The sequence below is a fragment of the Azonexus sp. genome (assembly GCF_030824335.1).
GTDB lineage: Bacteria > Pseudomonadota > Gammaproteobacteria > Burkholderiales > Rhodocyclaceae > Azonexus.
In genome coordinates this window covers 1-24970 of the sequence record NZ_JAVBXX010000038.1, presented here as the reverse complement: position 1 = coordinate 24970, position 24970 = coordinate 1, and the positions used below count along the sequence as shown (strand labels likewise).

The 24970-nt window shown below is 59.4% G+C and carries 25 protein-coding genes, 1 tRNA gene and 2 pseudogenes; 17 read left to right on the top strand and 11 right to left on the bottom strand.

Translation table 11 applies throughout. From position 1 onward, the window contains the following. From RCI20_RS16130 to RCI20_RS16100, 7 genes are all read right to left on the bottom strand, one after another. Window positions 1-836: MCP four helix bundle domain-containing protein (locus tag RCI20_RS16130; protein ID WP_306607303.1), on the bottom strand; the 836-nt coding region annotated here is incomplete at its 3' end. A gap of 33 nt (window positions 837-869) precedes the next feature. After that, the gene (locus RCI20_RS16125) at window positions 870-3071 is read right to left on the bottom strand and encodes a chemotaxis protein CheA (protein ID WP_306607301.1); all 2202 of its coding nucleotides are present in this window, start codon (window positions 3069-3071) and stop codon (window positions 870-872) included. Window positions 3072-3082: 11 nt separating this feature from the next. Continuing rightward, entirely contained in the window at window positions 3083-3388 is a 306-nt protein-coding gene (locus tag RCI20_RS16120) for a lipid asymmetry maintenance protein MlaB (protein ID WP_306607299.1), read from the bottom strand. Window positions 3389-3399: 11 nt separating this feature from the next. Next, on the bottom strand, window positions 3400-4680 hold the full coding sequence (locus RCI20_RS16115) for a methyl-accepting chemotaxis protein (protein WP_306607298.1): 1281 nt from the start codon (window positions 4678-4680) through the stop codon (window positions 3400-3402). A gap of 9 nt (window positions 4681-4689) precedes the next feature. After that, window positions 4690-5055 carry a response regulator gene (locus RCI20_RS16110; RefSeq protein WP_306607296.1) on the bottom strand — a complete coding sequence of 122 codons (366 nt, stop codon included), beginning with the start codon at window positions 5053-5055 and terminating at the stop codon, window positions 4690-4692. A gap of 155 nt (window positions 5056-5210) precedes the next feature. Next, on the bottom strand, window positions 5211-6053 hold the full coding sequence (locus RCI20_RS16105) for an HDOD domain-containing protein (RefSeq protein ID WP_306607294.1): 843 nt from the start codon (window positions 6051-6053) through the stop codon (window positions 5211-5213). Between the two features lie 235 nt (window positions 6054-6288). Further along, the gene (locus RCI20_RS16100) at window positions 6289-6519 is read right to left on the bottom strand and encodes a hypothetical protein (RefSeq protein ID WP_306607305.1); all 231 of its coding nucleotides are present in this window, start codon (window positions 6517-6519) and stop codon (window positions 6289-6291) included. Here RCI20_RS16100 and RCI20_RS16095 point away from each other — a divergent pair. Further along, a pseudogene (locus RCI20_RS16095) lies at window positions 6485-6616 on the top strand (IS21 family transposase); the annotation flags it as partial. The gene RCI20_RS16100 and the pseudogene RCI20_RS16095 overlap by 35 nt on opposite strands. 97 nt (window positions 6617-6713) lie before the next feature. Here the strand turns inward: RCI20_RS16095 and RCI20_RS17760 are convergent. Continuing rightward, window positions 6714-6860: pseudogene (locus tag RCI20_RS17760) on the bottom strand (DUF6538 domain-containing protein); the annotation flags it as partial. Between the two features lie 137 nt (window positions 6861-6997). Next, window positions 6998-7074: transfer RNA gene (locus RCI20_RS16090), tRNA-Met, on the bottom strand. A 118-nt stretch (window positions 7075-7192) separates the two neighbouring features. Between RCI20_RS16090 and miaB the strand changes: the two genes are divergently transcribed. The 5 genes from miaB to lnt are packed head-to-tail and all read left to right on the top strand — an operon-like array spanning window position 7193 to window position 12336. After that, window positions 7193-8542 carry a tRNA (N6-isopentenyl adenosine(37)-C2)-methylthiotransferase MiaB gene (gene miaB / locus RCI20_RS16085; protein ID WP_306607293.1) on the top strand — a complete coding sequence of 450 codons (1350 nt, stop codon included), beginning with the start codon at window positions 7193-7195 and terminating at the stop codon, window positions 8540-8542. A 4-nt stretch (window positions 8543-8546) separates the two neighbouring features. After that, window positions 8547-9554: a PhoH family protein gene (locus RCI20_RS16080; protein ID WP_306607292.1), complete on the top strand. Its 1008-nt coding sequence runs from the start codon at window positions 8547-8549 to the stop codon at window positions 9552-9554. Window positions 9555-9609: 55 nt separating this feature from the next. Then, window positions 9610-9987: an rRNA maturation RNase YbeY gene (ybeY, locus tag RCI20_RS16075; RefSeq protein WP_306607291.1), complete on the top strand. Its 378-nt coding sequence runs from the start codon at window positions 9610-9612 to the stop codon at window positions 9985-9987. Window positions 9988-9992: 5 nt separating this feature from the next. Beyond that, the gene (locus RCI20_RS16070; RefSeq protein WP_306607289.1) at window positions 9993-10841 is read left to right on the top strand and encodes an HlyC/CorC family transporter; all 849 of its coding nucleotides are present in this window, start codon (window positions 9993-9995) and stop codon (window positions 10839-10841) included. Between the two features lie 4 nt (window positions 10842-10845). Then, entirely contained in the window at window positions 10846-12336 is a 1491-nt protein-coding gene (gene lnt, locus RCI20_RS16065; RefSeq protein ID WP_306607287.1) for an apolipoprotein N-acyltransferase, read from the top strand. On the opposite strand, the gene RCI20_RS16060 is transcribed toward lnt, so the two are convergent. After that, on the bottom strand, window positions 12337-13056 hold the full coding sequence (locus tag RCI20_RS16060) for a lytic transglycosylase domain-containing protein (RefSeq protein WP_306607285.1): 720 nt from the start codon (window positions 13054-13056) through the stop codon (window positions 12337-12339). It abuts the gene before it with no gap. Between the two features lie 309 nt (window positions 13057-13365). Between RCI20_RS16060 and glyQ the strand changes: the two genes are divergently transcribed. Genes glyQ through RCI20_RS16035 form a run of 5 tightly spaced genes read left to right on the top strand, consistent with a single transcriptional unit; the run spans window position 13366 to window position 18436 of the window. Then, a complete protein-coding gene (gene glyQ, locus RCI20_RS16055; protein WP_306607283.1) occupies window positions 13366-14310 on the top strand; it encodes a glycine--tRNA ligase subunit alpha in 945 nt (314 codons plus the stop codon). Between the two features lies 1 nt (window position 14311). Beyond that, window positions 14312-16420 carry a glycine--tRNA ligase subunit beta gene (glyS, locus tag RCI20_RS16050; protein ID WP_306607281.1) on the top strand — a complete coding sequence of 703 codons (2109 nt, stop codon included), beginning with the start codon at window positions 14312-14314 and terminating at the stop codon, window positions 16418-16420. Between the two features lie 18 nt (window positions 16421-16438). After that, window positions 16439-16993, top strand: a complete 555-nt coding sequence (gmhB, locus tag RCI20_RS16045; RefSeq protein ID WP_306607279.1) for a D-glycero-beta-D-manno-heptose 1,7-bisphosphate 7-phosphatase — start codon at window positions 16439-16441, stop codon at window positions 16991-16993. Further along, window positions 16990-17739, top strand: coding sequence for a 1-acyl-sn-glycerol-3-phosphate acyltransferase (locus RCI20_RS16040; protein ID WP_306607277.1), 750 nt, complete (start codon window positions 16990-16992; stop codon window positions 17737-17739). The genes gmhB and RCI20_RS16040 overlap by 4 nt, the downstream gene beginning before the upstream one ends. After that, window positions 17720-18436: a M48 family metallopeptidase gene (locus RCI20_RS16035; RefSeq protein ID WP_306607275.1), complete on the top strand. Its 717-nt coding sequence runs from the start codon at window positions 17720-17722 to the stop codon at window positions 18434-18436. Before RCI20_RS16040 ends, RCI20_RS16035 begins: the two co-directional genes overlap by 20 nt. A gap of 65 nt (window positions 18437-18501) precedes the next feature. On the opposite strand, the gene RCI20_RS16030 is transcribed toward RCI20_RS16035, so the two are convergent. Next, the gene (locus RCI20_RS16030) at window positions 18502-19314 is read right to left on the bottom strand and encodes a DNA-binding transcriptional regulator (RefSeq protein WP_306607273.1); all 813 of its coding nucleotides are present in this window, start codon (window positions 19312-19314) and stop codon (window positions 18502-18504) included. A 226-nt stretch (window positions 19315-19540) separates the two neighbouring features. On the opposite strand from RCI20_RS16030, the gene RCI20_RS16025 reads away from it, so the two are divergent. The 6 genes from RCI20_RS16025 to RCI20_RS16000 all read left to right on the top strand — a co-directional run. Beyond that, window positions 19541-20482: a 3-carboxyethylcatechol 2,3-dioxygenase gene (locus RCI20_RS16025; protein ID WP_306607271.1), complete on the top strand. Its 942-nt coding sequence runs from the start codon at window positions 19541-19543 to the stop codon at window positions 20480-20482. 27 nt (window positions 20483-20509) lie between these two features. Beyond that, window positions 20510-21721 carry an acyl-CoA dehydrogenase family protein gene (locus RCI20_RS16020; protein ID WP_306607269.1) on the top strand — a complete coding sequence of 404 codons (1212 nt, stop codon included), beginning with the start codon at window positions 20510-20512 and terminating at the stop codon, window positions 21719-21721. A 14-nt stretch (window positions 21722-21735) separates the two neighbouring features. Next, window positions 21736-22287 (top strand): flavin reductase family protein, encoded by a 552-nt coding sequence (locus tag RCI20_RS16015; protein WP_306607267.1) that lies wholly within the window; start codon window positions 21736-21738, stop codon window positions 22285-22287. Window positions 22288-22330: 43 nt separating this feature from the next. Next, on the top strand, window positions 22331-23464 hold the full coding sequence (locus RCI20_RS16010) for an ABC transporter substrate-binding protein (protein WP_306607265.1): 1134 nt from the start codon (window positions 22331-22333) through the stop codon (window positions 23462-23464). Continuing rightward, window positions 23464-24249, top strand: coding sequence for a 2-keto-4-pentenoate hydratase (gene mhpD / locus RCI20_RS16005; RefSeq protein ID WP_306607263.1), 786 nt, complete (start codon window positions 23464-23466; stop codon window positions 24247-24249). The genes RCI20_RS16010 and mhpD overlap by 1 nt, the downstream gene beginning before the upstream one ends. Before the next feature lie 28 nt (window positions 24250-24277). Further along, window positions 24278-24970: acetaldehyde dehydrogenase (acetylating) (locus RCI20_RS16000; protein WP_306607261.1), on the top strand; the 693-nt coding region annotated here is incomplete at its 3' end.

The window sequence follows — 24970 nt, the reverse complement described above, 5'->3', positions numbered from 1 at the left end:
GTCGCCAGCTTGCCATCCACCGCCGCCTGCGCCAGCAGGTTGGCATCGGCCGTCATCGCCTGCACGGCGCCTTGGACAGAGGCCACGGCCCGAACCACTTCGCCGACTTCGTCCTTGGCGCTGCTTTCCAGCTTGAAGTTGAAGTTCCCCTCCGCCATCTTGCGGGCAGCTTCGGCTACTTCGCCCACCGGCTTGGTAATGCTGCGCGTAATCACATAAGCCAGAATGACTGACAACAACACCGCAATAACTGCCAGGGTAATCATCATTTTCTGAGCAGCTTCGGCGGCCTCCAGCGCAGCCTTGCCTTCTGAAGCTGTCAGCTCGGTAAGGTAGTTAACGGTATCGAGAACGCTTTTAAAATATGCGTTCTGCTGTACACGCACGGTCGTCAGCATGAAATCAATGGCCTCGTCCCGCCTCCCAGAACTGGCGAGCTCAATGAACTTTTCCTGTGAAGGTACGTAGGCCGCCCGTGCATCCTTCAGACCCTTCAGGAGTTCCTTGCCCTTTGCCGTATTGAAGGTAACCTCGAATCGATCCAGACGCTCACCGATGATTTTCCGTTGTTCAACGATACGGGCGGCTTCGCGCTTGACGTCATCCGGGGTTTTGACCAGTAACATATTGCGCATGGAGCGGGCAATCACGTTCAACGCATCGATGATGTCATTGGCTTGCGCGGTCTTTGGATTTCGATCATCAACCACCTGTTGCAGGTTCTCGCTCAGAGAACTCAGGCGCGTCGTACCCATGACGGCAATTGCCACTAGCAGAGCCAAGGCTACAGCGAAGCCAATGAATAACTTGGTCCCGATTTTAAGATTGTTCAACATGTATCACTCCCTTTAATGCCAAGCTTGAAAGATTCAATTTTGTGCGGTCGACCGCGGTAATGCGGCGTTAAGGCTCATTTCGCGTTCTTCACTACGGGCATTGCGCTGGACCAGGGTCTGGACATCCAGAATCAGCGCCACTTCGCCTGTGCCAAGGATGGTCGAACCGCCAATACCGCGCAGATGCCGGAAGATGCTCGATAGCGGCTTGATTACGGTCTGGAATTCACCCAGCAGTTGATCGACCACGATGCCGGCTTTTTGCCCGGCATATTGCACAACAACAATGTTTTCACGGGCCGGCTGTTCTTCTTCGATTTCGAACATTTCACGCAGGCGCACAAAGGGCAGCACCTCGCCCCGCAGGTTGAGGAAATGCCGATCCGCTTCATGCTCGTTGAGTTCGATGCACTCGATCACCATATCGAGCGGGATGACATAAGCCGATTTGCCAACGCCAACAAGGAACCCGTCGATGATTGCCAGCGTAAGCGGCAGCCGAATGGTGAACGTTGAACCAGCCCCCTCGATTGAAGAGACATCGCAACTACCGCGCAGACTCTGAATATTCCGGCGCACCACGTCCATGCCGACACCACGCCCGGACAAGTTGGTCACTTGATCGGCAGTAGAAAACCCGGGCTCCCAGATCAGGTTGACAATTTCCTGATCGGTCAGGGTTTGCGTCGGCTGGACCAGTCCTTTCTCAATCGCTTTTGCCAGGATCTTGTCTCTCGGCAAGCCATTGCCGTCATCGACGATCTCGATGACGATACTGCCCGAGTCATGATAAGCATTGAGCTCGACCGTGCCGCGCCGCGGCTTGCCGCGTGCTTCACGCACACTACCGAGTTCAATCCCGTGATCCATCGAGTTGCGCACCAGATGCATCAGCGGATCGCCGATTTTCTCGACCACCGACTTGTCCAGTTCGGTTTCTGCGCCGGAAATGATCAGATCGATTTCCTTGCCCAATTCCTTCGAAACATCGCGCACCACACGATTGAATCGATTGAAGGTTTCGCCAATCTGCACCATGCGTAGTTGCAGTGCGGAATCGCGAATGTTTTCCACCAGGCGCGACAGGACAGAGGTCGACTCGAACAATTCAGTCTGCCCGCTGCGTTGCGCCAGCAAGTTGGCCGATGCACCGGCGATTACCAGTTCGCCGACGAGATCGATCAACTGATCCAGCTTGTCGGCATGCACCCGAATCAAACGTGCCTCGACCGCCTTTTTCTCGCTGACTTGAGTCTGCTTGTTGACGGCAGCCTCGACAACTTCCTTGTGGATGACCTTCTGGTCGATCAGAATCTCGCCCAACTGCGGCTTGTGCGCCTCCTCGCCTTCGGCGGGCGTTGCCTGAGCGCCCGTTTGCTGGGAGTTCAAGCCGCCATCCAGCTCGCCCTGGGTCAATGCGCCGCAGCGTACCAGCATTTCGCCGAGTCGCATGTCGTCTTCCGGCAACTCCTTGATCAACTTGACATATTCTGCCAACTTGCTATTCGGCGGCAGGATGCGCAATTCACAATCGTCACGACAGAAATCGAAAACACGCTCGATATCAGCCTTGGATGAACGCGTTTGCAGGCGGATTTCAAAACCCAGATAGCAGGACTCCGGATCCATTTCGGCACCTGCCGGCATGGCATCCGGAATGGTTTCCATGGCCAGGATTTCACCCAGCGACGCAAGAAAGCGGAGGAAAGACAATGGATCCATACCGCCACGCAGCATGTGCGGCCCGAAACGGACAGAAATGTGCCAGCTATCCGTGTTGACCACACCACCACCGGAGGACAGTACTTCGGATTCGGCTTCGACCACCTTGCCGGTTTCCGGTGCCGGCCCACTGGTATAGACAGCCAACTCGGCCTGTAACGCATCACCAGTCGCCTTGACCTCAGGAGCCGGCTCTGGCGCACCAGCCTCAAGCACATCCATCAGACTGCCCAGATGATCACAGCTACGCAGCAATAGTCCGGTCAACTCGCCGGACAACGCAATTTCCCCATTGCGCAGTCGATCCAGTACGTTTTCCACCTTATGCATGAAGCCTTCGATGAAATGACACTCGATGACACCAGAAGCACCCTTGATAGTATGGGCGGCGCGAAAAATCCCGTTGATGTTGTCCTGTTTGTCCGGCTGCTGCTCCAGTTCGAGCAGCCCGGTTTCCATGGCCTGCAATTGCTCGCGGCCTTCCTGAATGAATACGCTGGTCAGTTCATCCATTTCCTGATCCCTCACCGTTGCTCATGAACCGTAATGACAACCGGATCACCAAAATAGCCAACCAGATTACAAAAATCCAGCGCCTGATGGACCGCCGAACTGTGCGCGACGATCGTCAATGTTTTATCCAGCCTGGCAGCTTCGCGCTTCGCAAAAATCAGCAATTGCAAACCAGCAGTGTCGATTTCACCCACTTGCGACAAATCGAGCTCAAGACCATCGGCACCTTCCAATGCTGTACTCAAACGCTCTTTCTGTTCCTGTGCGTGATAAATGGTCAGATCTTCGGCAATGGCAAGACGGTTCTGGGTTCCCATAAAGACCTCCGTCAGAACAATTCAATTTTTGAGGACGCGCTCACCGCACCGGCGCCGGCCGTTGACGGCTGGTGCAGTGCCTGATTGTGACTGACACGCTGGGCATCCATGACATATTTGCTGTACAGCTCATCCAGATGCTCTGAGAGTGGCGCGTACTGGAAATCCGATCCTTCGGACGCCTTGATACGCCGCGCCAGATTTTCCGCATGCTCGTCGAGTTTGCGCAGCGCGTTGGCAACAATTTCAATCTGTTGCCGGGTAATGTCCTGAAACTGCACGCTGGCCAGAACATCCATGAACATTTTGCCGAGATCTGCGCTGGCTTCGCGCACCGTACGCAACACATTCATGTCGTGATCGAGCAATTGTTGATACCCAGCACCCAGATGCCCAAGCTGGCTCGCAAACTCAGTCAGCGCCGAGCGTTCTGCTTCGACATTGCTGTGCGCCAGCTTGTCCTGGAATTGCTGGCGAATCGAACTGGCAACGCTGTTAATGCCCTCATTGATCTTGTTGACCGCAACATCCGTCTCGGTCGACAACTTGCGCACCTCATCGGCCACCACGGCAAACCCGCGCCCAGCCTCACCGGCACGTGCGGCCTCGATCGCCGCATTCAAGGCCAGCAAATTGGTCTGCCCGGAAATATCCTTGACCAGTTTGACCAATGAGCCCAGTCCTTGCGCTTCGTGCACAATCTGTTCAATGCGCTGCTGATCCTTTGCCGCCTCATCGATGCGCCGGTGAATATAGGAATCCATCCGCGAGATCAACGCCTGATTGTCCTGAATATCATTTTCAGAACTGGCAGCAAGCGCACTTGAGGCCTGCGTTGTTTGAGCGACAAAGCCATCCAGGCGGGTCACCACCACGTCAATGGACTGCAGACGTTCGGTAATGTCGTAGGCAGCAGCCTCCGTTGCCTGAACAATGCCATCGAGCTGCTTGCGCAACACTTCGTTATAGCTGCGAATACTCTCGAGTTCGCGGGCGACTTCATCACTCACCGATTCGACATCGCTGACCTTGCTGGCAGATTGCTGCTGCGCATTGGCCAAGCCAAACATCACATCACGATAAAAAGCCAGGGACAAGGCCCGTTGCGCAAGATAAGCCACCAAGACGATCAACACAGAACCCAGCGCATCCCCCACGGGCGAACTTAGCGGCAACTTAGGCAAAAACACCTCGTGAAACCACTCATTCAGGAAATAAACAGAGAAAAAAGCGCCGCAAGCAACGACCAGCGCGACAATCAGCGCGCGCTGGGAGAGGGTATTGACCGTCATGACGAATCCTTAACGGAGAACAAGCTTGATCGTATTCAACAACTCATCTGCCGTTGCCGGCTTAACGATCCAGCCAGAAGCTCCGGCTGCCTTGGCTTCCAGCTTACGGGACTGCTGGGACTCTGTCGTCAGAAAAAGAATGGGCATGAACTTGTAATTCGGTAACTTGCGCACTTCCCTGATCAACTCGATGCCGTTGATGCCAGGCATGTTCAAGTCGGTGATCAACAGGTCCACCTTGACACCTGCCTGAAATTTTTTCATGGCCTCTTCGCCACTCCCCGCCTTTTCCGTCGCATAACCTGCCTTGGCAAGGATATTGGAAATGCTGAGCAAAATGGTTGCGGAATCGTCTACCAGAAAGATTGTTTTCATCGTTTAACTCGTTTTTTTGGAATGGCACCTACCGGCTGCTTTTCTTTGATAGGTGCGGAAAACTATAGTACAAAGCATACAAAAATGGGCAAGGGCAGGCTAATTTTCTTGAATATAGAAATCTCGCAAGCCAAGCCGCCGGAAGGCATCCCGGGCTAGAAGCGCAAAGCTGCGCTCAACGAAGCTACCTCATCACGCGACTCGGCAAGAATTTCAGTTAATAACACCTCACCGATCATGAGTTCGATTTCTGCATCGCTCCGGGCAGGCTTACCGCCCCCCTGATCCAGACTGTGCAACGGCGATGGCACCGGGGACAACTCCTCTGCCAGCAGTAAGGTATCCCCCAAGGTACTTGGCGGCATACCCAAATACCCCTCCCAACCAGCCTCAATCGCGATACGGATATTTTCCGGAATATTCAGCGCAGCCAGCAAAGGCTGACCGACCATTTGCTCTCCGGTTTCAATCCAGTCGGCGAAACCTTCATCCAGCAAACCAGGATAATGCGCACTACGCGAGAGCAGATAAAACCCCGGCACTTCATGAACCAAGCCGGCAAACAGGGCAGCCTCGGCATCCACCATGGTCACCCGACGGGCAAGAACACGGGATAGCGCCGCCACGTGCGCAGTATGCTCCCAGAGCTGCTCGGCAACCCCCCGATGCGCCACCGGAATCGATGCACCAGCCATTTGCCGTGTAATCAGTGCCATGGTCAGACTACGCAATGTCGCAAAGCCAAGTCGCGCAATCGCCGAGCGCAAATCGCTGATTTCCCGAGCATACGGGTTGTAAGCCACCGAATTCGCCATCGCCACGATGCGGGCAGCCAGCAACGGCTCAGCCTGCACCAGCTTTGCTGCCGCCTCGACATGACAATCGGGGTCGGAGAGCGCATCGCGCAAACGAAGCGTCACCCGCGCATCGGTCGAAAATTCGACAGCCCCGCGCGCAACATCTTGTGCAATCGACTCAAAGGCTTGAATCTTGTTCATATCGACCCTTAGTAACCCTTTTGACGGGTATATCTTCGTCGCATCATAACAAGATTACCAAGATCGACGGCAGCTTATGCTGCCGCTAACTTACCCGGATCAGGAAAACCACAATCTCTCACAACATGACCCAACCAGCGGTTTTGAACACAGAAAACACAAACGCTCACTCGACGCCAGTCAAGCTCACTGAGAACTGAATCATGCGGCCAGCCTCAGATTCACCCTATAACTTTCAATCCTTCTTTAGATGCCGCCTTCTTGCTGCCTTCATCTGCTCCGTATCGACAAACTGCGGATGGATTAGCGAGAAGTCCGCAACCTTCAGCGCAGCAAACGCCTTTGCAGGATTGAAATCGGCTTGGTCATAGATCGTGTCATGCACATCACCCTTGCCCTTCGAGTGCCCAACAAGCTCTCGGCGCATAGCCGGTAGCGCAATGGCGCTTCGTCCTTCGGTGGTCACTGAACGTATCGAAGCACCGATACCGATACAGCATCCGCTGGCCGTCTATGAGCAGTTGCTGGCTCAGTGCCGTGCTGGTGTGGAGATGAGAGCATGAATCTCCAACACCAAAGAATGCTGTCGTTGTGCGACACACTGAGTCTGCCGCTCATCGCCCAGCCCAACCTGACGGGCAGCTTTTTACGCAGATCGGCGAACTCGCCCTGTAGCCCCAGCCACGCCTTGCATATTGCGTCATGCGCCTTTGACACATCCTTGGTACCAAGAGAAACCTGATACGGGTCAGCCTTCGTCCAGAGGTGCTTTATGTCCTGTGGAACCCGCTTTTTGAGGTAGTAAGTGCCGTGCTTTAGGTGTCACCAAGGAGTGGGCATATCGTCTGGCTTAAGCATCACGTGTGAAAGTTTGTGTGAAAGCCAGATAGTATAAAGCCCTGAGTTCCAAGGAAAACCTTGTCTGTCAGGGCCTTAGGTGTTACTGGTGGTGATGGGCAGAATTGAACTGCCGACCTGTGGGTTATGAATCCACCGCTCTAACCAACTGAGCTACATCACCACACTTGGAGGGCGCGAATTATAGTTGGCAGTCCGTCCTGCGGTCAACCGGTTATAATGCGCAACTTTTCTGCAGGCAGCTTGCCGAAGCGGAACCATTGATTTTCAACAGATTCCCCATGCCAAAAAAACTTTTCATCCGCACTTTCGGGTGCCAGATGAACGAGTACGACTCGGACAAGATGGCCGACGTGCTCAATGCTTCGGAAGGAATTGTCAAAACCGACAATCCGGAAGAAGCTGACATCATCCTGTTCAACACCTGCTCCGTGCGCGAAAAGGCGCAGGAAAAGGTCTTCCACGACCTGGGCCGGGTACGCCACCTGAAAAAGCTGAATCCAGACCTGGTGATCGGTGTCGGTGGCTGCGTGGCCAGCCAGGAAGGTGATGCGATCATTGCCCGTGCCCCTTACGTCGACATCGTGTTCGGCCCGCAGACCCTGCACCGCCTGCCGCAACTGATCGCCGAGCGAAAAGCCAAGGGCAAGGCGGCTGTTGATGTTTCCTTCCCGGAAATCGAAAAATTCGATGCCATGCCGCCGTCAGAAGTCAAAGGCGCCTCGGCTTTCGTGTCGATCATGGAAGGTTGCTCCAAGTTCTGTACTTTCTGCATCGTGCCTTACACGCGCGGCGGCGAAGTTTCCCGGCCGTTCAACGACGTCCTGACCGAAGTCGCCGACCTGGCCGCCAACGGGGTGGGTGAGGTGACGCTGCTCGGCCAGAACGTCAATGCCTACCGCGGCGACATGGCGGAAACCGACGAGAAGGCCGATCTGGCGCTACTCATCGAATACATTGCCGAAGTGCCGGGCATCGAACGCATCCGTTACACCACGTCGCATCCACGCGAAATGTCGCAGCGCCTGATCGATACCTACCTGACGCAACCCAAGCTGGTGTCGCATCTGCACCTGCCAGTGCAATCCGGGTCAGACCGGGTGCTGGCGGCGATGAAACGTGGCTATACGGCGCTCGAATACAAATCGATCATCAGGAAGCTGCGGGCCGCCCGCCCGGACATATCGCTGTCGTCGGACTTCATCGTCGGCTTCCCCGGCGAAACGGACGAGGATTTCGAGAAAACCATGAAGTTGATCGACGACGTCGGTTTCGACAACTCCTTCTCCTTCGTGTACAGCCCGCGCCCCGGTACCCCCGCGCTGGAACTGGATGATTCGACGCCGCCCGAAGTCAAGTCGGCACGGCTCTCCCGGCTGCAAAAGCGGATCGACGAACAGGCGCAGGTGATCAGCCAGGCCATGATCGGCAGCGTGCAGCGCGTGCTGGTCGAAGGCCTGTCGAAAAAGGATGTCAATGAACTGGCCGGGCGGACCGATAACAACCGGATCGTCAATTTCGTCGGCGGCTCGGCGAACAGTGCTCGCCTGATCAATACCTTTGTCGACGTGCGCATCACCGCAGCCTTGCCGCACAGCCTGAGGGGCGAAATTGTCATCCGGGAAGACTAAGGATATGAAAACAGAGGTCGCTACCGGGACGACAAACAAGACCGCCCCCAAGCAAAAGCCGGTCGAATTCGCACTGACCCCGGTCAACAACGTTTTACTGGCCAATTTGTGCGGCCCGCTGGATGAAAACATCCGCCAGATCGAAACCGGTTTCGATGTGGTCATTCGGCGGCGCAATGAACGCTTCTCGATTTTGGGTGAAAAAGCCCGGTTGACCGCAGATGCCATCCAGCACTTCTACACCATGGCCCGCACGCCGCTGGGCGTCGATGAAATCCAGCTGGGCTTGGTTGAAATGCTCAACGCGCCGGTGCGCCGCGTGTCGGCGCGGGCCGAAGGGCCGGTCGACGGGCCGCAACTGGTCACCCGGAAGACCGAACTGCACGGCCGCACGCCGCGCCAGGTCGCCTACCTGAAGGCGATCCAGGAACACGACATCACCTTCGGCATCGGCCCGGCCGGCACCGGCAAGACCTATCTCGCCGTCGCGTCCGCCGTCGACGCTTTCGAGCGCGATCTGGTCGAGCGCATCATCCTGACCCGGCCAGCGGTCGAGGCCGGCGAGCGCCTGGGTTTCCTGCCCGGCGATCTGACGCAGAAGATCGATCCTTATCTGCGCCCGCTTTACGATGCACTGTACGACCTGATGGGCGCCGACCGCGTCAGCAAGCTCTACGAAAAACGCGCCATCGAGATCGCACCGCTGGCCTTCATGCGCGGACGGACGCTGAACCACGCCTTCATCATTCTCGACGAGGCACAGAACACCACGCCGGAACAGATGAAAATGTTCCTGACCCGCATCGGCATCGGCGCCAAGGCAGTGGTCACCGGCGACATTACCCAGATCGATCTGCCCAAGGGGCAGAAAAGCGGCCTGAAAGAAGCCATGGATGTGCTGCACGACGTTCGCGGCCTGGCCTTTACCCACTTCAAGAAGGAAGATGTCGTGCGCCACCCGCTGGTCGCCCGCATTGTCGACGCCTATGAAAAACGCCAGCAATCGACTTAATCTCTCGGTGCAATACACCTGTCACCGTGACGGCTTACCCTTGCGAGCAGATTTTGTGCGCTGGGCACGCGCTGCGCTGGTCGGTGGCGGTGAAGTCACCATCCGCCTGGTCGACACCGAAGAAGGGCAGACACTGAACCACGAGTATCGCGGCAAGGACTACGCAACCAATGTGCTGTCCTTCCCGTACGAGACGGAACCGGTGGTGATGGGCGATCTGGTCATCTGCCCGAGCATTGTCGCGAAGGAAGCCAGCGAGCAGAAGAAGCCGCTGGACGCCCATTACGCGCACCTGACGGTGCATGGTATGCTGCATTTGCAAGGCTGGGATCATGAGAACGACGACGATGCCCAGGCAATGGAAAACGAAGAAAAGGACATTCTCGCCGCGCTCGGTTACCCGGACCCTTATCAGGATAATCCCGCAGCATAAAAATCATGGACAGTGACAGTAAACCCGGTTTTATCGAACGTTTGACCTCTTTGTTGCTGCGCGAACCTGAAGACCGCGAGCAATTGCTTGAAATCCTGCACTCGGCCTACGAGCGTAACCTGATGGACGCCGATGCGCTGACCATCATCGAAGGTGCGCTGGCGGCGTCAGATACCCGCGTCACCGACGTGATGATCCCGCGGGCCCAGATGGATGTCGTCGATATCGACGACCCGCTGGACGAAATCCTGCCCTTCGTCATCGACGCCGCGCACTCCCGCTTTCCGGTCGTCAACGGCGACCGCGACAACGTGCTCGGGATACTGCTGGCCAAGGACTTGCTGCGCATCCACACGGAAAAAGACTTCAGCCTGCGCGACTGGTTGCGCCCGGCCGTGTTCATTCCCGAGTCCAAGCGCCTGAACGTGCTGCTGCGTGAATTCCGCGTCTCGCGCAATCACATGGCCATCGTGGTCAACGAATACGGCGGCGTTGCCGGTCTGGTCACCATTGAAGACGTGCTCGAACAAATCGTCGGCGACATCGAGGACGAATACGATTTCGACGAAGCCCACGACAACATCCGCCTCGACTCCGCCGGCCGTTACCGGGTCAAGGCGCGTACCGAGATAGAAGACTTCAACGCCGCCTTCTCGACCGATTTCTCCGACGAGGAATTCGATACCGTCGGCGGCCTCGTCCTGCGTCACCTCGGCCGCGTACCGAAACGCAATGAAAGCCTCGACATCGACGGCATGCGCTTCCAGGTGCTGCGCGCCGACAGCCGGCGTTTGTACACCTTGTTAGTCGATCCCCCCAAGCCACAAATCGACGCCGAAAATCCTCTCCCTTGAAGCCGTGCCGAGCGCCCACACCAAGCTTCGCGACTGGATGCAACACCCGGCATATCGCCCGTGGCTGGCTGCGTTGGCTGGTGCCATCGGCGTTCTGTGCTTTGCGCCATTCGATCTGTTCTGGCTGGCACCACTCGTCTGGCTAAGCCTTTTCGGCCTCCTGCGAAACGCCGATTCACCCCGTCAGGCAGCACTCACCGGCTGGGCATTTGGCAGCGCCTTCTTCCTCGGCGGCGTTTCATGGATTTATGTCAGTTTGTCAGCCTTCGGTGGCATGCCCTGGTGGCTGGCCGGCCCCGCCACCCTGGCTTTCTGCGTCGCGCTGGCAGGCTACCCGGCACTGGCCGGCTGGGCCTTCAAACGCTGGCAACCCGAGAAACACTGGCAGCAAGCATTTTTATTTGCCGCCCTGATTGCTGCGGTCGACTGGCTGAGAAGCTGGATTTTCACCGGCTTCCCCTGGTTGAGTCTCGGCTACAGCCAGACCGTGCCGAGCCCATTGGCCGGCTTTGCCCCGCTGATCGGCGTCTTCGGCCTATCGCTGATCGTCGCCTTCTGTAGCGCCCTGTTGCTGCGCTGGCGAATTGGCGTGCCGGTCCTGCTCGCCTTCTGCCTCTGCGGTTTCGGCCTGCGCCAGATTGCCTGGACCCAGCCGGATGGCGAACCGATCAGCGTGGCGCTGATTCAAGGCAACATCCCGCAGGACATGAAGTTCCAGCCGGGCGCCTTCATTCGCACGCTCAGCCTGTATCGCGACCTGATCGCCGCCAACCCGGCGCAACTCACCGTCCTGCCGGAGACCGCCCTGCCGGCTTTCATCAATCACTTGCCAACCGACTATCTGGAAGAACTGAAAACACTGGCCAGACGCCAGGGCGGTGACCTGATCGTCGGCACCATCACCGGCGAGCGCGACAGCAGTTACTACAACAGCGCCGTCAGCCTTGGCAGTTCGCCGCTACAGATTTACAGCAAGCAGCACCTGGTACCGTTCGGCGAAATGATCCCGGCCGGTTTTGCCTGGTTCATGGCCTACGCCAACATTCCCATGTCCTCGTTCAGCGCCGGCCCGGCCAGTCAGCCGCCAATGGCCGTCAGCGGACGAAATATTGCGGTCAACATTTGTTATGAGGATGTTTTCGGTGACGAAATCATCCGCGCCCTGCCGCAAGCCGGCATCCTGGTGAATCTCTCGAACACCGCCTGGTTTGGCGACTCGCTGGCCCAGCCCCAGCATCTGCAGATTGCCCAGATGCGCTCGGCCGAAACCGGCCGGCCGATGCTGCGCGCCACCAATACCGGCATGACGGCAATCATCGACCAGCACGGCCAACTGAAAACCGCCCTCCCCCCTTTCGAAACTGCAGTCTTGATCGGCAGTATCAGTGCGTACGTGGGCCAGACGCCGTTCGGGCGCTTTGGCAACCTGCCATTTCTTGGTCTGCTGATGACCAGCCTGCTGCTTAGCCAGTGGCCGCGTCGCCACACATCCTGATCAGGTGCTCTGCAACCCCTGAACCGCCTGCTGCAAACGCTGACGCTCAGCCAGCACCTTGGCGGAATAGCGCCGGGCCGGATCGTTGGTCGCCCCGCCGAACTGCTGCAAGCCGGGAACCAGACCGCCGTAACGGTTGATTGATTCGCGCAGAATGCGCGAACCGACCTGAACATTGGTCACCGGGTCGAAGAAGGGCAATTCACCTGCGTCATCCGGCAACTTGTCGGCGTGAAAACGCGGCATGACCTGCATCAAACCCTGAGCGCCAACAACGCTCTGCGAAAACGGGTTGAAACCGGATTCGACCCCGATCACGGCAATGATCAACAAGGGATCAAGACCAAGCTCCCGGCTGCTTTCCTGCGCACTGTGGAAAATCGGCACGAGGACTTCATGCGATACCCGATAACGCCGGGCAACATACTGCAAAGCCTGCTGCATGCTCGGCACCAAGCGGGCCTGATGCGCCAGGCTCACTGGCTGAAAACTGCCATCGCCGGCAACAGGCAAGGCGCTCTCACCTGCACTGACGCCACCGGGGAACATGGCTTGCAAGCCATCAAGCAGGCCGGTATGGCCCTTGTAGGTACCCGCCAAACCGAGCACGAAAACCAGCCCGGCCAGCATGAGAAATTTGCGGACGGAATGAGCGACGACCGCAGCCACCCGCGAAATGGCGGGGGATTGAAACTTGGAAGAAAACTTAAAAGCGAACATGCGCCCTCCTTCACTGTTGCCACTGACCCAAAAAGCAGCCAGCGAACGGTTACAGGGGGTACGACATCGGGCCATTCCCCCGTGGGAGGAAGCTAGGTTTCCGGAGACCGAGTCTGGCCTGTAATCCTGAAACACCAATGTTGCACCGCAGCAAAACAATGGGCATTCTATTGATTTATTTGGCGAAGTCAATCGAACACTGCCCTTGGCAGCAGATCAAGCGTTGCGTCCACGCGACAGGACAGCATCTGCCGAGCCTGGGCAAAAGCCTGTAAAATCCGACGCTTTCCGTCTTTTCGAGTGCTTCCGATGACGAGCAGCAAACAACCCACGTTTCAAGAAATCATCCTGCGTCTGCAGCAATACTGGAGCGACAAGGGCTGCGCCCTGCTCCAGCCCTACGACATGGAAGTCGGCGCCGGCACCAGCCACACCGCCACGTTCCTGCGCGCCATCGGCCCTGAGCCTTGGAAAGCCGCTTACGTACAGCCATCGCGCCGCCCGAAGGATGGCCGTTACGGCGAGAACCCGAACCGCATGCAGCACTACTATCAGTTCCAGGTCGTGTTGAAGCCGGCCCCGGACAACATCCTCGAACTCTATCTCGGCTCGCTCGAAGCCCTTGGCTTTGACCTCAAGAAGAACGACGTGCGTTTCGTCGAGGACGACTGGGAAAACCCGACGCTGGGCGCCTGGGGTCTGGGCTGGGAAGTCTGGATGAACGGCATGGAAGTGACGCAATTCACCTACTTCCAGCAGGTCGGCGGCATCGACTGCAAGCCGATCACCGGCGAAATCACCTACGGCATCGAACGCCTGGCCATGTACCTGCAGGGCGTCGAGAACGTCTACGACCTGACCTGGACGGAAGGCCTGACTTACGGCGACGTCTATCACCAGAACGAAGTCGAGCAATCGACCTACAACTTCGAGCACTCCGACGTCGACTTCCTGTTCCACGCCTTCGGCGCACACGAGAAGCAGGCGCAACACCTGATGGGCGCCCAGCTCGCGCTGCCGGCCTACGAACAGGTGCTGAAGGCCGCCCACACCTTCAACCTGCTCGACGCCCGTGGCGCCATCTCGGTCACCGAACGTGCCGCCTACATCGGTCGCATCCGCAACCTGGCCCGCGCCGTGGCGCAAGCCTATCTCGACTCGCGCGCCCGCCTCGGCTTCCCGATGGCCCCGAAGGAATGGGCGGCCGAAGTTATCGCCAAGCTCGAAGAACAGAACGCCAAGAAAGCTGCCTGATATGTCGTCGAAAAACCTGCTCGTTGAATTGTTCGTTGAAGAATTGCCGCCCAAGGCGCTGAAGAAGCTGGGCGAAGTCTTTGCCAGCACGCTGGCCAACTCCCTGAAAAACACCGGTCTGGCCGCGTCGACCGCAGAAGTCACCGCCTACGCCTCGCCGCGCCGCCTCGCGGCACACGTCACCGACGTTGCCGCCGTGGCGGCTGACAAACCGGTGGCGCAGAAGCTGATGCCGGCTGCCGTCGGCCTCGACGCCGCGGGCAACGCCACCCCGGCCCTGTTGAAGAAGCTGGCCGCGCTGGGGGCCGATGAATCCGCCGTAGCCAACCTGCGCCGCGAAAGCGACGGTAAGGCCGAGGTGCTGTTCTATGACAGTCTGGCCAAAGGCGCCACGCTGGCCGAAGGCCTGCAGAAAGCACTGGAAGCCGCGCTGGCCGCGCTGCCGATCCCCAAGGTCATGAGCTACCAGTTGCAGGACGGCTGGAGCAGCGTCAATTTCGTCCGTCCGGCGCATGGCCTGGTCGCGCTGCATGGTGCCGATGTCGTGCCGCTGGCCATTCTCGGCCTGACTTCCGGCCGGGAAACGCACGGCCACCGCTTTGAAGCGGCGGTCGATCCGGTCGTCTTCGCCAACGCCGACGAATACGCCGCCAAGCTGGCGACCGACGGTGCCGTGATCGCCTCGTTTGCCGAACGTCGTGCCGAGATCGTTCGCCAGCTTGAAGCTGCTGCCGCTTCCGCTGGTGGCAAGCCGATCGACGACGATGCCCTGCTCGACGAAGTCACCGCGCTGGTCGAACGCCCGAACGTGCTGATCGGCCAGTTCGAGGAAGAATTCCTTGCCGTGCCGCAGGAATGCCTGATTCTGACCATGAAGGCCAACCAGAAATATTTCCCGCTGCTCGATGCCAGCGGAAAACTGACCAACAAGTTCCTCGTCGTCAGCAACATCAGCCCGCAAGACGCTTCGGCGGTGATCGGCGGCAACGAGCGCGTCGTCCGTCCGCGTCTGGCTGACGCCAAGTTCTTCTTCGACCAGGACCGCAAGAAGTCGCTGGAAAGCCGCGTCATCGGTCTGTCCAAGGTCGTTTACCACAACAAGCTGGGCACCCAGGGTGAGCGCGTGCAACGCGTTGCGGCGATTGCCCGCGCCATTGCCGAATCGCTCGGCGGCGGCGCCTTGGTGCAGCAGGCCGAACAGGCCGCCGTGCTGGCCAAGGCCGACCTGCTGACCGACATGGTCGGTGAGTTTCCCGAACTGCAAGGCATCATGGGCCACTATTACGCCCTGCACGACGGCTTGAACGCCGACGTCGCCGATGCCATCGAAGATCACTACAAGCCGCGCTTCGCCGGCGACAGCCTGCCGCGTGGCCGCGTTGGCACCATCGTCGCGCTGGCCGACAAGCTGGAAACGCTGGTCGGCATGTTCGGCATCGGCCAGATCCCGACCGGCGACCGCGACCCGTTCGCGCTGCGCCGGCATGCGCTAGGCGTTATCCGCATGCTCTCCGAAGGCGACCTGCATCTTGCGGTCGACGCCCTTCTGAACGGTGTTTTCGCCCAATTCAACGGGATCGAAGGCTTTTCGCCGAACGTCGGCGCACTGGCTGACTTCATCTACGACCGCCTGGCCGGCAACCTGCGCGAGCAAGGTTACACGGCGCAGGAAGTCGATGCCGTCGTGTCGCAACGGCCGCAACGCCTGGGCGACATCCCGAAACGCCTGGCCGCCGTACGTGCCTTCTCGGCGCTGCCGGAGGCCGCCGCACTGGCAGCAGCCAACAAGCGGGTCGGCAATATCCTGAAGAAAATCGAAGGCAAGGTTGAGGCGCGCATTGACGCCGCACTACTCAAGGAAGCCGCTGAAACTGCGCTGCACGCGGCGCTGGTTGAAGTCGTGCCACAAGCTGATGCGGCTTTCCTGACTGGCGATTACAGCGAATCCTTACTCGCCCTGGCCGCATTGCGCGCGCCAGTCGATGCCTTCTTCGACCACGTCATGGTCAATGCCGACGACCCGGCACTGCGCGCCAACCGCCTCGGCCTGCTCGCCCACCTGCATGCGGCGATGAACCAGGTGGCCGATTTGTCGAAGCTGTCCGCCTGATCCAGGAAAGCCACGACCATGAAACTTGTCATTCTCGACCGCGACGGCGTCATCAACTTCGATTCCGCCCAGTTCATCAAGAGCCCGGAAGAGTGGAAGCCGATTCCGGGCAGTCTGGAAGCTATCGCCCGGTTGAAGCAAAACGGGTATCGGGTGGTCGTGGCAACCAATCAATCGGGCGTCGGGCGCGGGCTGTTCGACATGGATACGCTCAACCGCATCCACAAGAAAATGCACAAAGCGTCGTTCGAAATGGGTGGGCGCATTGATGCCATTTTCTATTGCCCACACAGCGCCGATTCCGCCTGCGACTGCCGCAAGCCGAAACCCGGCATGTTCAAGCGCATTTCGGAAACGCTGAACATGGACCTGAACGGCGTGCCAGCCATCGGCGATTCGTTGCGCGACCTGCAGGCCGGTGCTGCGCTCGGCTGCACGCCGCTGCTGGTCCTGACCGGCAAAGGTGAAAAAACGCAGAGCGAAGGCAATCTGCCACCCGGCACACTGATTTTTCCCGATCTGGCCGCTGCGGTCGACCATCTGCTGGCCCGGGAAAGCAAGGAAAAGAAATGAACGCTGTCCGTTCCACGCTATTCATGGCTTACGCCATCGTCTGGTCAGTGTTCAGCGCACCGCTGGTCGTCGTCGCCGGCCCTTTGCTCGGCGGCGCCTGGGCTTACCGTTTCGGCCGTATCTGGCGCCTGGGCACGCAATGGGGCGTCGAACATCTGCTCGGTATCCGGCCGCAAGTCATCGGCCGGGAAAACATGCCGGCCGAACCTTGCGTCATCATGGCCAAGCACCAGTCGGCCTGGGAAACGATGACCCTGCAGGACTGCGTACCCAACGGCGCTTTCTGCGTCTTCGTGCTGAAAAAGGAATTGCTCAAGCTACCGCTGGTCGGCTGGGGGCTGGCGGCCATGCGGATGATTTCGATTGATCGCGCAGCCGGCAAGAATGCCCTCGACCAGGTGGTCACCCAAGGCCGCGAGCGGCTGAAGCAGGGTTTTTACGTGATCATTTTCCCCGAGGGCACACGCGTGCCGCCGGGTGAAAAGCGCCGCTACAAACCGGGTGGCGCTTACCTGGCGACGCACGTCGGCTGCAAGGTTGTGCCGATTGCCCATAACGCCGGCGAATTGTGGCCGCGCCAGGCTTTCCTGAAATCGCCGGGCACCATCACGATCAGCATCGGCCCGGCCTTCGATGCCAGCAACATGAGCGATCAGGAAGTCAACCAGCGCGTCGAAAACTGGATCGAAGCCGAGATGCGCCGCATCTCGCCACACCGTTACCCGGATGCCGGCCAGACTGCCTGAATCCAAGCATCACGTCGTCCTGGCCGGACAGCGGATCGACTTCGGCCTGCGCCGCAGCCAGCGCCGCAGCATCGGTCTGAGCATCGACCAGCGCGGCCTGCGCGTCGGCGCACCCCACCGCGCTTCGCTGCGCGACATCGAAACGTTGATCCTGCAGCATGGCCAGTGGGTCATCGAAAAACTTACCGCCTGGCGGGAGCGCGAACCGGCAACACGCTTTTCGGTCGTCGACGGCGCCGGCATTTTTGTCCTTGGCGCGGCGTTGACCGTAAGAATCCGCGCTGCCGCGCGGGCGCGCTGGGCATTTACTGACACGGAAGTGCTGCTTGACGTCCCTGCTGCGGTCGACGCGGCAAAAGTGCTGGAATCCGCGCTCCGCGACCATGCCAGAAACCTGTTCAACGAGCGCCTGGCCGTGTACGCCCCCCATCTCGGCGTTGCGCCGCCGCCTTTGCGCCTGTCATCGGCCCACACGCGCTGGGGCAGTTGCAGTGCGCGGAGCGGCATTTCGCTGAACTGGCGCCTCGTGCTGATGCCCTTGCCCATCGTCGATTACGTGGTCTGCCATGAACTGGCGCACCTGAAGGAAATGAACCACAGCCCGCGCTTCTGGGCCGTCGTCGAACAACTCTGCCCCGAGTGGCACACCCGGCGCCTCGAACTGCGCCGGCTCGGCCGGCTACTGCCGCAATTCTGAACACTCCCCACGGGCATCCCGCACGACATCGACAAGCGCGCTATCTCTTCAGAGACCGCCGGCGCTCAGTCGGAAACAGTACTTCGATGCCCTTCCAGAGCCGTCCGGATCTTTTCGGCCGCGTTATGTAATTCCGGCACAAAGCGCTGCGACGCATCCTGAAGGCTCAGCGCCTTGCGCAGGAAAACCACGTTGATCGCCCCGATCACATGGTCATTGCCGAAAATGGGCACGGCCAGCGCAGAGATTTTCTCCTGACTGCTCCATTCGCCATCGTTGGTCGCATAGCCCTGTTGCCGGACCTTGTCGATCAGGTTGGCGACCAGTTTCTCGTTGCGCGCAAAGGCCGCCTGTTCATCATTTCCCTGACGGATCAGATTCAGCACCTGCTGCCGCTCTTCGTCCTTGCAGAAGGCCAGGTAGGCCCGGCCGGCACTGGTGAACAGGACCGGCATCCGCTGGCGGATCATCGCCCGATGAAACGACAAGGGACTGAACCGGTGAGTAGTTTCCCGGACCAGCATGCAGTCCCCGTCAAGCGTGCACAAATCCGAAGGCCAGACGAGCTTTTTCAGCAACTCGCCCAGTACCGGATTGGCAATTTCCGAAATCCACTCATCGTCGGTGAACCCGTCGCTGAGTTGGCGAATCTTGTGATTCAGCCGGTAGCTATCGTCCGACGGCGAGCGGCGCACATAACCTTCGACTTGCAAGGTTTCGAGCAGCCGGCGCACGGTGGTGCGGTGCAATCCGGTTTCAGCGCTGAGTTCAGCAATCGTTGCCCAACCTTTGGCGGCGCGATTGATCGCATGCAGCAGCGCCAATCCACGACTGAGTCCCTGCACATGAACATAACTGGCACCGCTCGATGGACGCATTCAAACCCCCTCAAAATACCAATAAAACAACGTTGTGCATATTGTGCACAATCGACAGATAAATTTCAGTGCTTTTGTTGCGCTCTCTAGAATCGCCTCACTGACAAAAACAACGAAGCGGGGAGACAAATGCTTGGGACCACACCGCTTTCTCTACTTCGTCATTTTCACACCCGGTGAACGGCCGCTTGCCCGCCACCGTTCAAAGAGAGTTTGAGGAGTCTGCATGAGCATCAAATTGAAATGCCTGTCGCACACCCCGCTGCGCGGCCTGAACGATCCCGGCGCCGCGACCGTGGCCGAGGTGGATGCCGTTCTGGCCCAGGCTCGGGCGGAAGTCGAGGCCTTCGATCCTGAACTGATCGTGGTCTTCGCCCCGGATCATTACAACGGCCTGTTTTACGACCTGATGCCGCCTTTCGTCATCGCGACGGCAGCCGAATCGGTCGGCGACTACGATACGCTGCTTGGCCCCCTGTCGATTCCAGGCGACCTGGCCCTCGATCTGGCAAAAAGCATCATGGCCAGCGATGTCGATATCGCCATTTCGCACCGGCTGCAGGTCGACCATGGCTGCACCCAGACGCTGGAAGAGTTGACCGGCAGTCTGACGCGCTATCCGGTCATTCCCATCATCATCAACTCGGTGGCCCCGCCGTTCTGCCCCTATCGCCGCATCCGCAAACTCGGCGAAGCGGTCGGCCGTTTTGTCGCGACCTTGAACAAACGCGTGCTGATCCTCGGCACCGGCGGACTGTCGCACGAACCGCCCGTACCGCTGCTCAAGGGCGCCCCGGAAGAGATCGCCAATTTCCTGATTGCCGGACGCAACCCGACGCCTGAATTCCGCGCCGCCCGCCAGGCCCGCACCATCGCCGCCGGCCAGACTTATGGCAAGCCGGGATGCGATCTGACGCCGCTCAATCCGGCTTGGGATCAAGCCTTCATGCAACAACTGATCGACGGCCGACTGGCGGAAGTCGACCAGTTCGACATCGAAAGCATTTCCAGGGCGGCCGGTCGGTCGACGCACGAAATCCGCACCTGGATCGCCGCTTTCGCCGCACTTCAGGCGGCAGGTAACGGCTATACCGCCCGTCAGGATTACTACCGCCCGATCAATGAGTGGATTGCCGGCTATGGCGTACTCAGCGCCGACGCCTGTTAAGTATTTCAGCTATCGAGGAGCATTCAAATGAGCAAAATGGAAAATATTGCGGTCGACACCCCGACCGAAGAAGAAATCGTCCGTCGTGCCGAAGCGCTGATTCCCATGCTGCGCAGCAAGGCCGAAGAATGTGAGCGCAATCGCGTCGTTTCGAAAGAAACCATCGACGCCTTCCGGGAAGCCGGTTTCTTTCGCATCCTCCAGCCGAAACGCTGGGGCGGCTTTGAAATGTCGCCCAATGTCCTGAACCGGGTACTGATGGAACTGGCCCGCGGCTGCCCATCCAGTGCATGGAATGTCATGGTGCTTGGCGTGCATCCCTTCGAAGTCGGCCTGCTGCCGACGCAAGTCGGTGATGAGTTGTGGGGCGACGATAACAGCAAGCTGGTCTCCTCCTCCTACGCCCCCTTCGGGACAGTCAAGGTCGTCGCCGGTGGCTACGTGCTGAATGGCGAATGGCTCACTTCCTCCGGCTGCGACCATGCGGCGGGCGGTGCATTTGTCGGCGGGCGGGTCGAGGAAAACGGCGAAGTGGTGTTCCGTTCCTTCTGGATTCAGCGCAGCGATTTCGAAATCGTCGACGACTGGTTCGTCGTCGGCCTGGCAGGCACCGGCTCGAAGAAGCTGATCGTCAAGGAAGTGTTCGTACCGACCTACCGCAGCCACGCCATCGGCGCCTACGGCGAGCAGTCGCATGGCGGTGTCGAGAACCTGTACAAGATGCCGTTCTTTTACGTCTTCTACGCTGCCGTTTCGTCAGTAATCATCGGCATGGCCCGCGGCATGGTCGATCTCTACATCGAACACATGGTGCCCCGCCAGAACATCAACCAGGCGGTCGGTGCTGCGGTCAACGACCCCTTCATCAAGGGCCGTCTCGGCGAAGCCTATGCCAAGATTCTCGGCGCCAGCAGCCGCGTACTGCAGAACACCGACGAAGCCTGGCGCTATGCCTCGAAGGGCGAACTGGTGCCGCTTGACATCCGCATCCGTCACTTCGCGACCAATCAATTCACCGGTGGCGAGTGCTTCGAAGCAGCGCACATGATTTTCAAGAAGACCTCGACCCGCGGCATCTGGATACACAGCCCGATCCAGCGCCAGATGCGCGATATTCTGGTCGGCGCCAATCACATCACGCAGAACCAGGACAACATCGGCGACCTGCTCGGCGGCCATCTGCTCGGCAATCCGCTACCGGAAGCCAACCCCTTCGGCGCCAAGCCGGGTGCGAAGTAAGGCGAGGACGACAGATGAACCCGGAAATCAACCAGCGTCTCGACTGGCAGCCAAATGCCAAACTGGCAGCGCTGCCAACCGTGAGCTCCGACGACCACCGCTACGGCATGCGCCACTTTGCCGTCGGGGTTACCATCATCACCGCCCGTGACGACGAGCAACAAGCCGGACTGACCGCCACGGCGGTTTGTTCGGTCACGGCCGACCCGCCGCGCCTGGTCGTCTTCGTCAACAAGAACGTCGTGGCCAACGAGGTGATTCTCAACAGCGGCGCCTTGTGCATCAACGTGCTGGCCGGTGAGCAGGAGGAAGTCGCCAAGGCTTTCGCCGGCATGATCAAGGAAGTCCACGGCGATGCCCGTTTTGGCTACGGCGAGTGGCGCGAACTGGTGAGCGGTGCGCCGGCGCTGGACGATACGCTGGCGAATTTCGACTGCCGCGTGATCAAGGTATTCGACGAAAGCACGCATCACGCTTTCCTGTGCGAAGTACTGGCGACGCGCGAACGCAACGACGGTGAAGCGCTGATTTATCTGAATGGCGCTTTCCGGCGCATTCCCCAATAAAACTGCTGTTGCTGCATTTGCCATTTACCCGAGGAGACTATAAATGAAATTGAAAAAAACACTTGTCCTGACCATTGCTGCATTGGCTAGCCTGCCGACCCTGGCTGACATCAATATCGGCGTCATTGCCTCGCTCACCGGCCCGGCCGCCGCGTTGGGCGCCGAGACCAAAAAGGCTGTCGCACTTTTCCCGAGCGCCATCGGGGGCGAGAAGATCAACTTCATCCTGCTCGACGACGGCACCGACCCGACCCATGCCGTCAAGAACGCCCGCAAGCTGATTTCCGAAGACAAGGTCGATGCCATTCTCGGCCCCAACCTGATCAGTACGGCGATGGCCATTGCCGACGTCGCCAACGGCGAAAAGACGCCGATGGTTTCCGTTGCGCCGCTTGATGTTTCCGGGGAAAAGCGCGGCTATGTCTTCCGCTCCGAGCCATCGGCTGACCTGATGGTCAATCGCATCGTCACCGACATGATCGAGGGCGGTGCCAAAAGCGTCGGTTTCATCGGCTTTTCCGACTCCTGGGGTGAGCTTCTGCTCAAGGCGCTGAACAAGGCCGCCGAAGGCAAACTGAAGATCGTCGCTACCGAACGTTACGGTCGCGCCGACCCCAGCGTCCAGGCGCAGGTGCTCAAGGTCATGGCGACCAAGCCGGATGTCGTTTTCATCGGCGCTTCGGGCACGCCGGCCGCGATGCCGCAAATCACCCTGCGCGAGCGCGGTTTCAAGGGCAAGATTTACCAATCGCACGGCGTGACCAGCAAGGAGTTCCTGCGCGTCGGCGGCAAGTCGGTCGAAGGCGCACTGATCCCGGTCGGCCCGGTGCTGGTTGCCGAGCAACTGCCGGACAGCCACCCGACACGCAAGAACAGCGTGATGTTCGTCAATGATCTGGAAGCCAAGAATGGCCCGGATTCGCGTTCGACTTTCGCTGGCGCGTCCTGGGATGCCTGGCTGCTGGCCCAGAATGGCATCCAGGCCGCACTCAAGGCGAAGGCCAAGCCGGGTACGCCGGAATTCCGCGCCGCCCTGCGCGACGGTATCGAAAAGACCAGCAAGCTGGTCGGCACCAATGGGGTCTACACCATGAGCGCCAACGACCACGCCGGCTACGATGCTTCGGCCATCGTCCTGATCAAGGTCGAGAACAATCGCTGGAAGCTGGTGAAGTAATGACGGCGCTGCTCGGCACTGACGCTGCAGCAGCACTGCTCCGCGCCGCCCATCAGGGCGGCCGGAGCATTGCTCCCTTGCGCGAACGGCTGGCGGCGACCGATGTCGACGCCGCTTACGCCATCCAGGAAAGCAATACCCGGCAATGGCTGGCCGAAGGCCGCCGCCTGGTCGGACGCAAGATCGGCCTGACCTCGCTGGCCGTACAGGCGCAGCTCGGCGTCGATCAACCCGATTTCGGCATGCTGTTCGCCGACATGGCGGTTGGCGACGGCGAGCCGGTCGCGCTCGGCCGGCTGATCCAGCCCAAGGTCGAGGCGGAAATCGCACTGGTCATCGGTCGCGACCTGACGCACGAACGCCACACCTACGCCGACCTGATCCGGGCAACCGAATATGCGCTGCCGGCCATCGAGATTGTCGACAGCCGTATCGAGAACTGGAACATCAAGTTCGTCGATACCGTCGCCGATAACGCGTCCAGCGGTTTGTTCGTTCTCGGCGGTCGACCGCTGCAACTGGGCGATTTCGATATCGCCAATTGCGCCATGGAAATGAAACGTGACGACGAGGTGGTGTCGCGCGGCAATGGTCGGGCCTGTCTGGGCAGCCCGTTGAACGCCGCCGTCTGGCTGGCTGACGTGATGGTCCGTTGCGGTCGACCGCTGCAGGCCGGCGATATCGTCCTCACCGGCGCGCTCGGCCCGATGGTCGCCGTCAAGCCCGGCGAACGTTACGACGTCAGTATCGAAGGCCTCGGCCAGGTCAGCGCGCTGTTTGCCTGACCTCATCAAACCCCATAAGAGAATCGTCATGACTCAAAAAATCAAATGCGCGCTGATTGGTCCGGGCAACATCGGCACCGACCTGCTGTACAAGTTGAAGCGCAGCCCCTTCCTGGAGCCGGTCTGGATGATCGGCATCGATCCGGAATCGGAAGGCCTCAAGCGGGCCGCCGAGATGGGCCTGAAAACCTGTGCGACCGGCGTCGATGGCTTCCTGCCGCATGTGCTGGCCGACAATATCCAGATCGCCTTCGATGCGACCTCGGCCTATGTGCATGCCGAGAACTCGCGCAAGCTCAACGCGCTGGGCGTCTTGATGATCGACCTGACGCCGGCCGCCATCGGTCCTTACTGCGTGCCGCCGGTCAATCTGAAGGAGCACGTCGGCAAGCGCGAGATGAACGTCAACATGGTCACCTGCGGCGGGCAGGCCACCATCCCGATGGTCGCTGCCGTGTCGCGCGTGCAGCCGGTGGCCTACGGCGAAATCGTCGCCACCGTGTCGTCCAAATCGGCCGGCCCCGGCACGCGCAAGAACATCGATGAATTCACCCGCACCACCGCCGGCGCCGTCGAGAAGGTCGGCGGGGCCAAAAAGGGCAAGGCGATCATCATCATCAACCCGGCCGAGCCGCCGCTCGTCATGCGCGACACCGTGCACTGTCTGACGGTCGACACCCCGGATCAGGCAAAAATCACCGAATCGATCCACGCCATGATC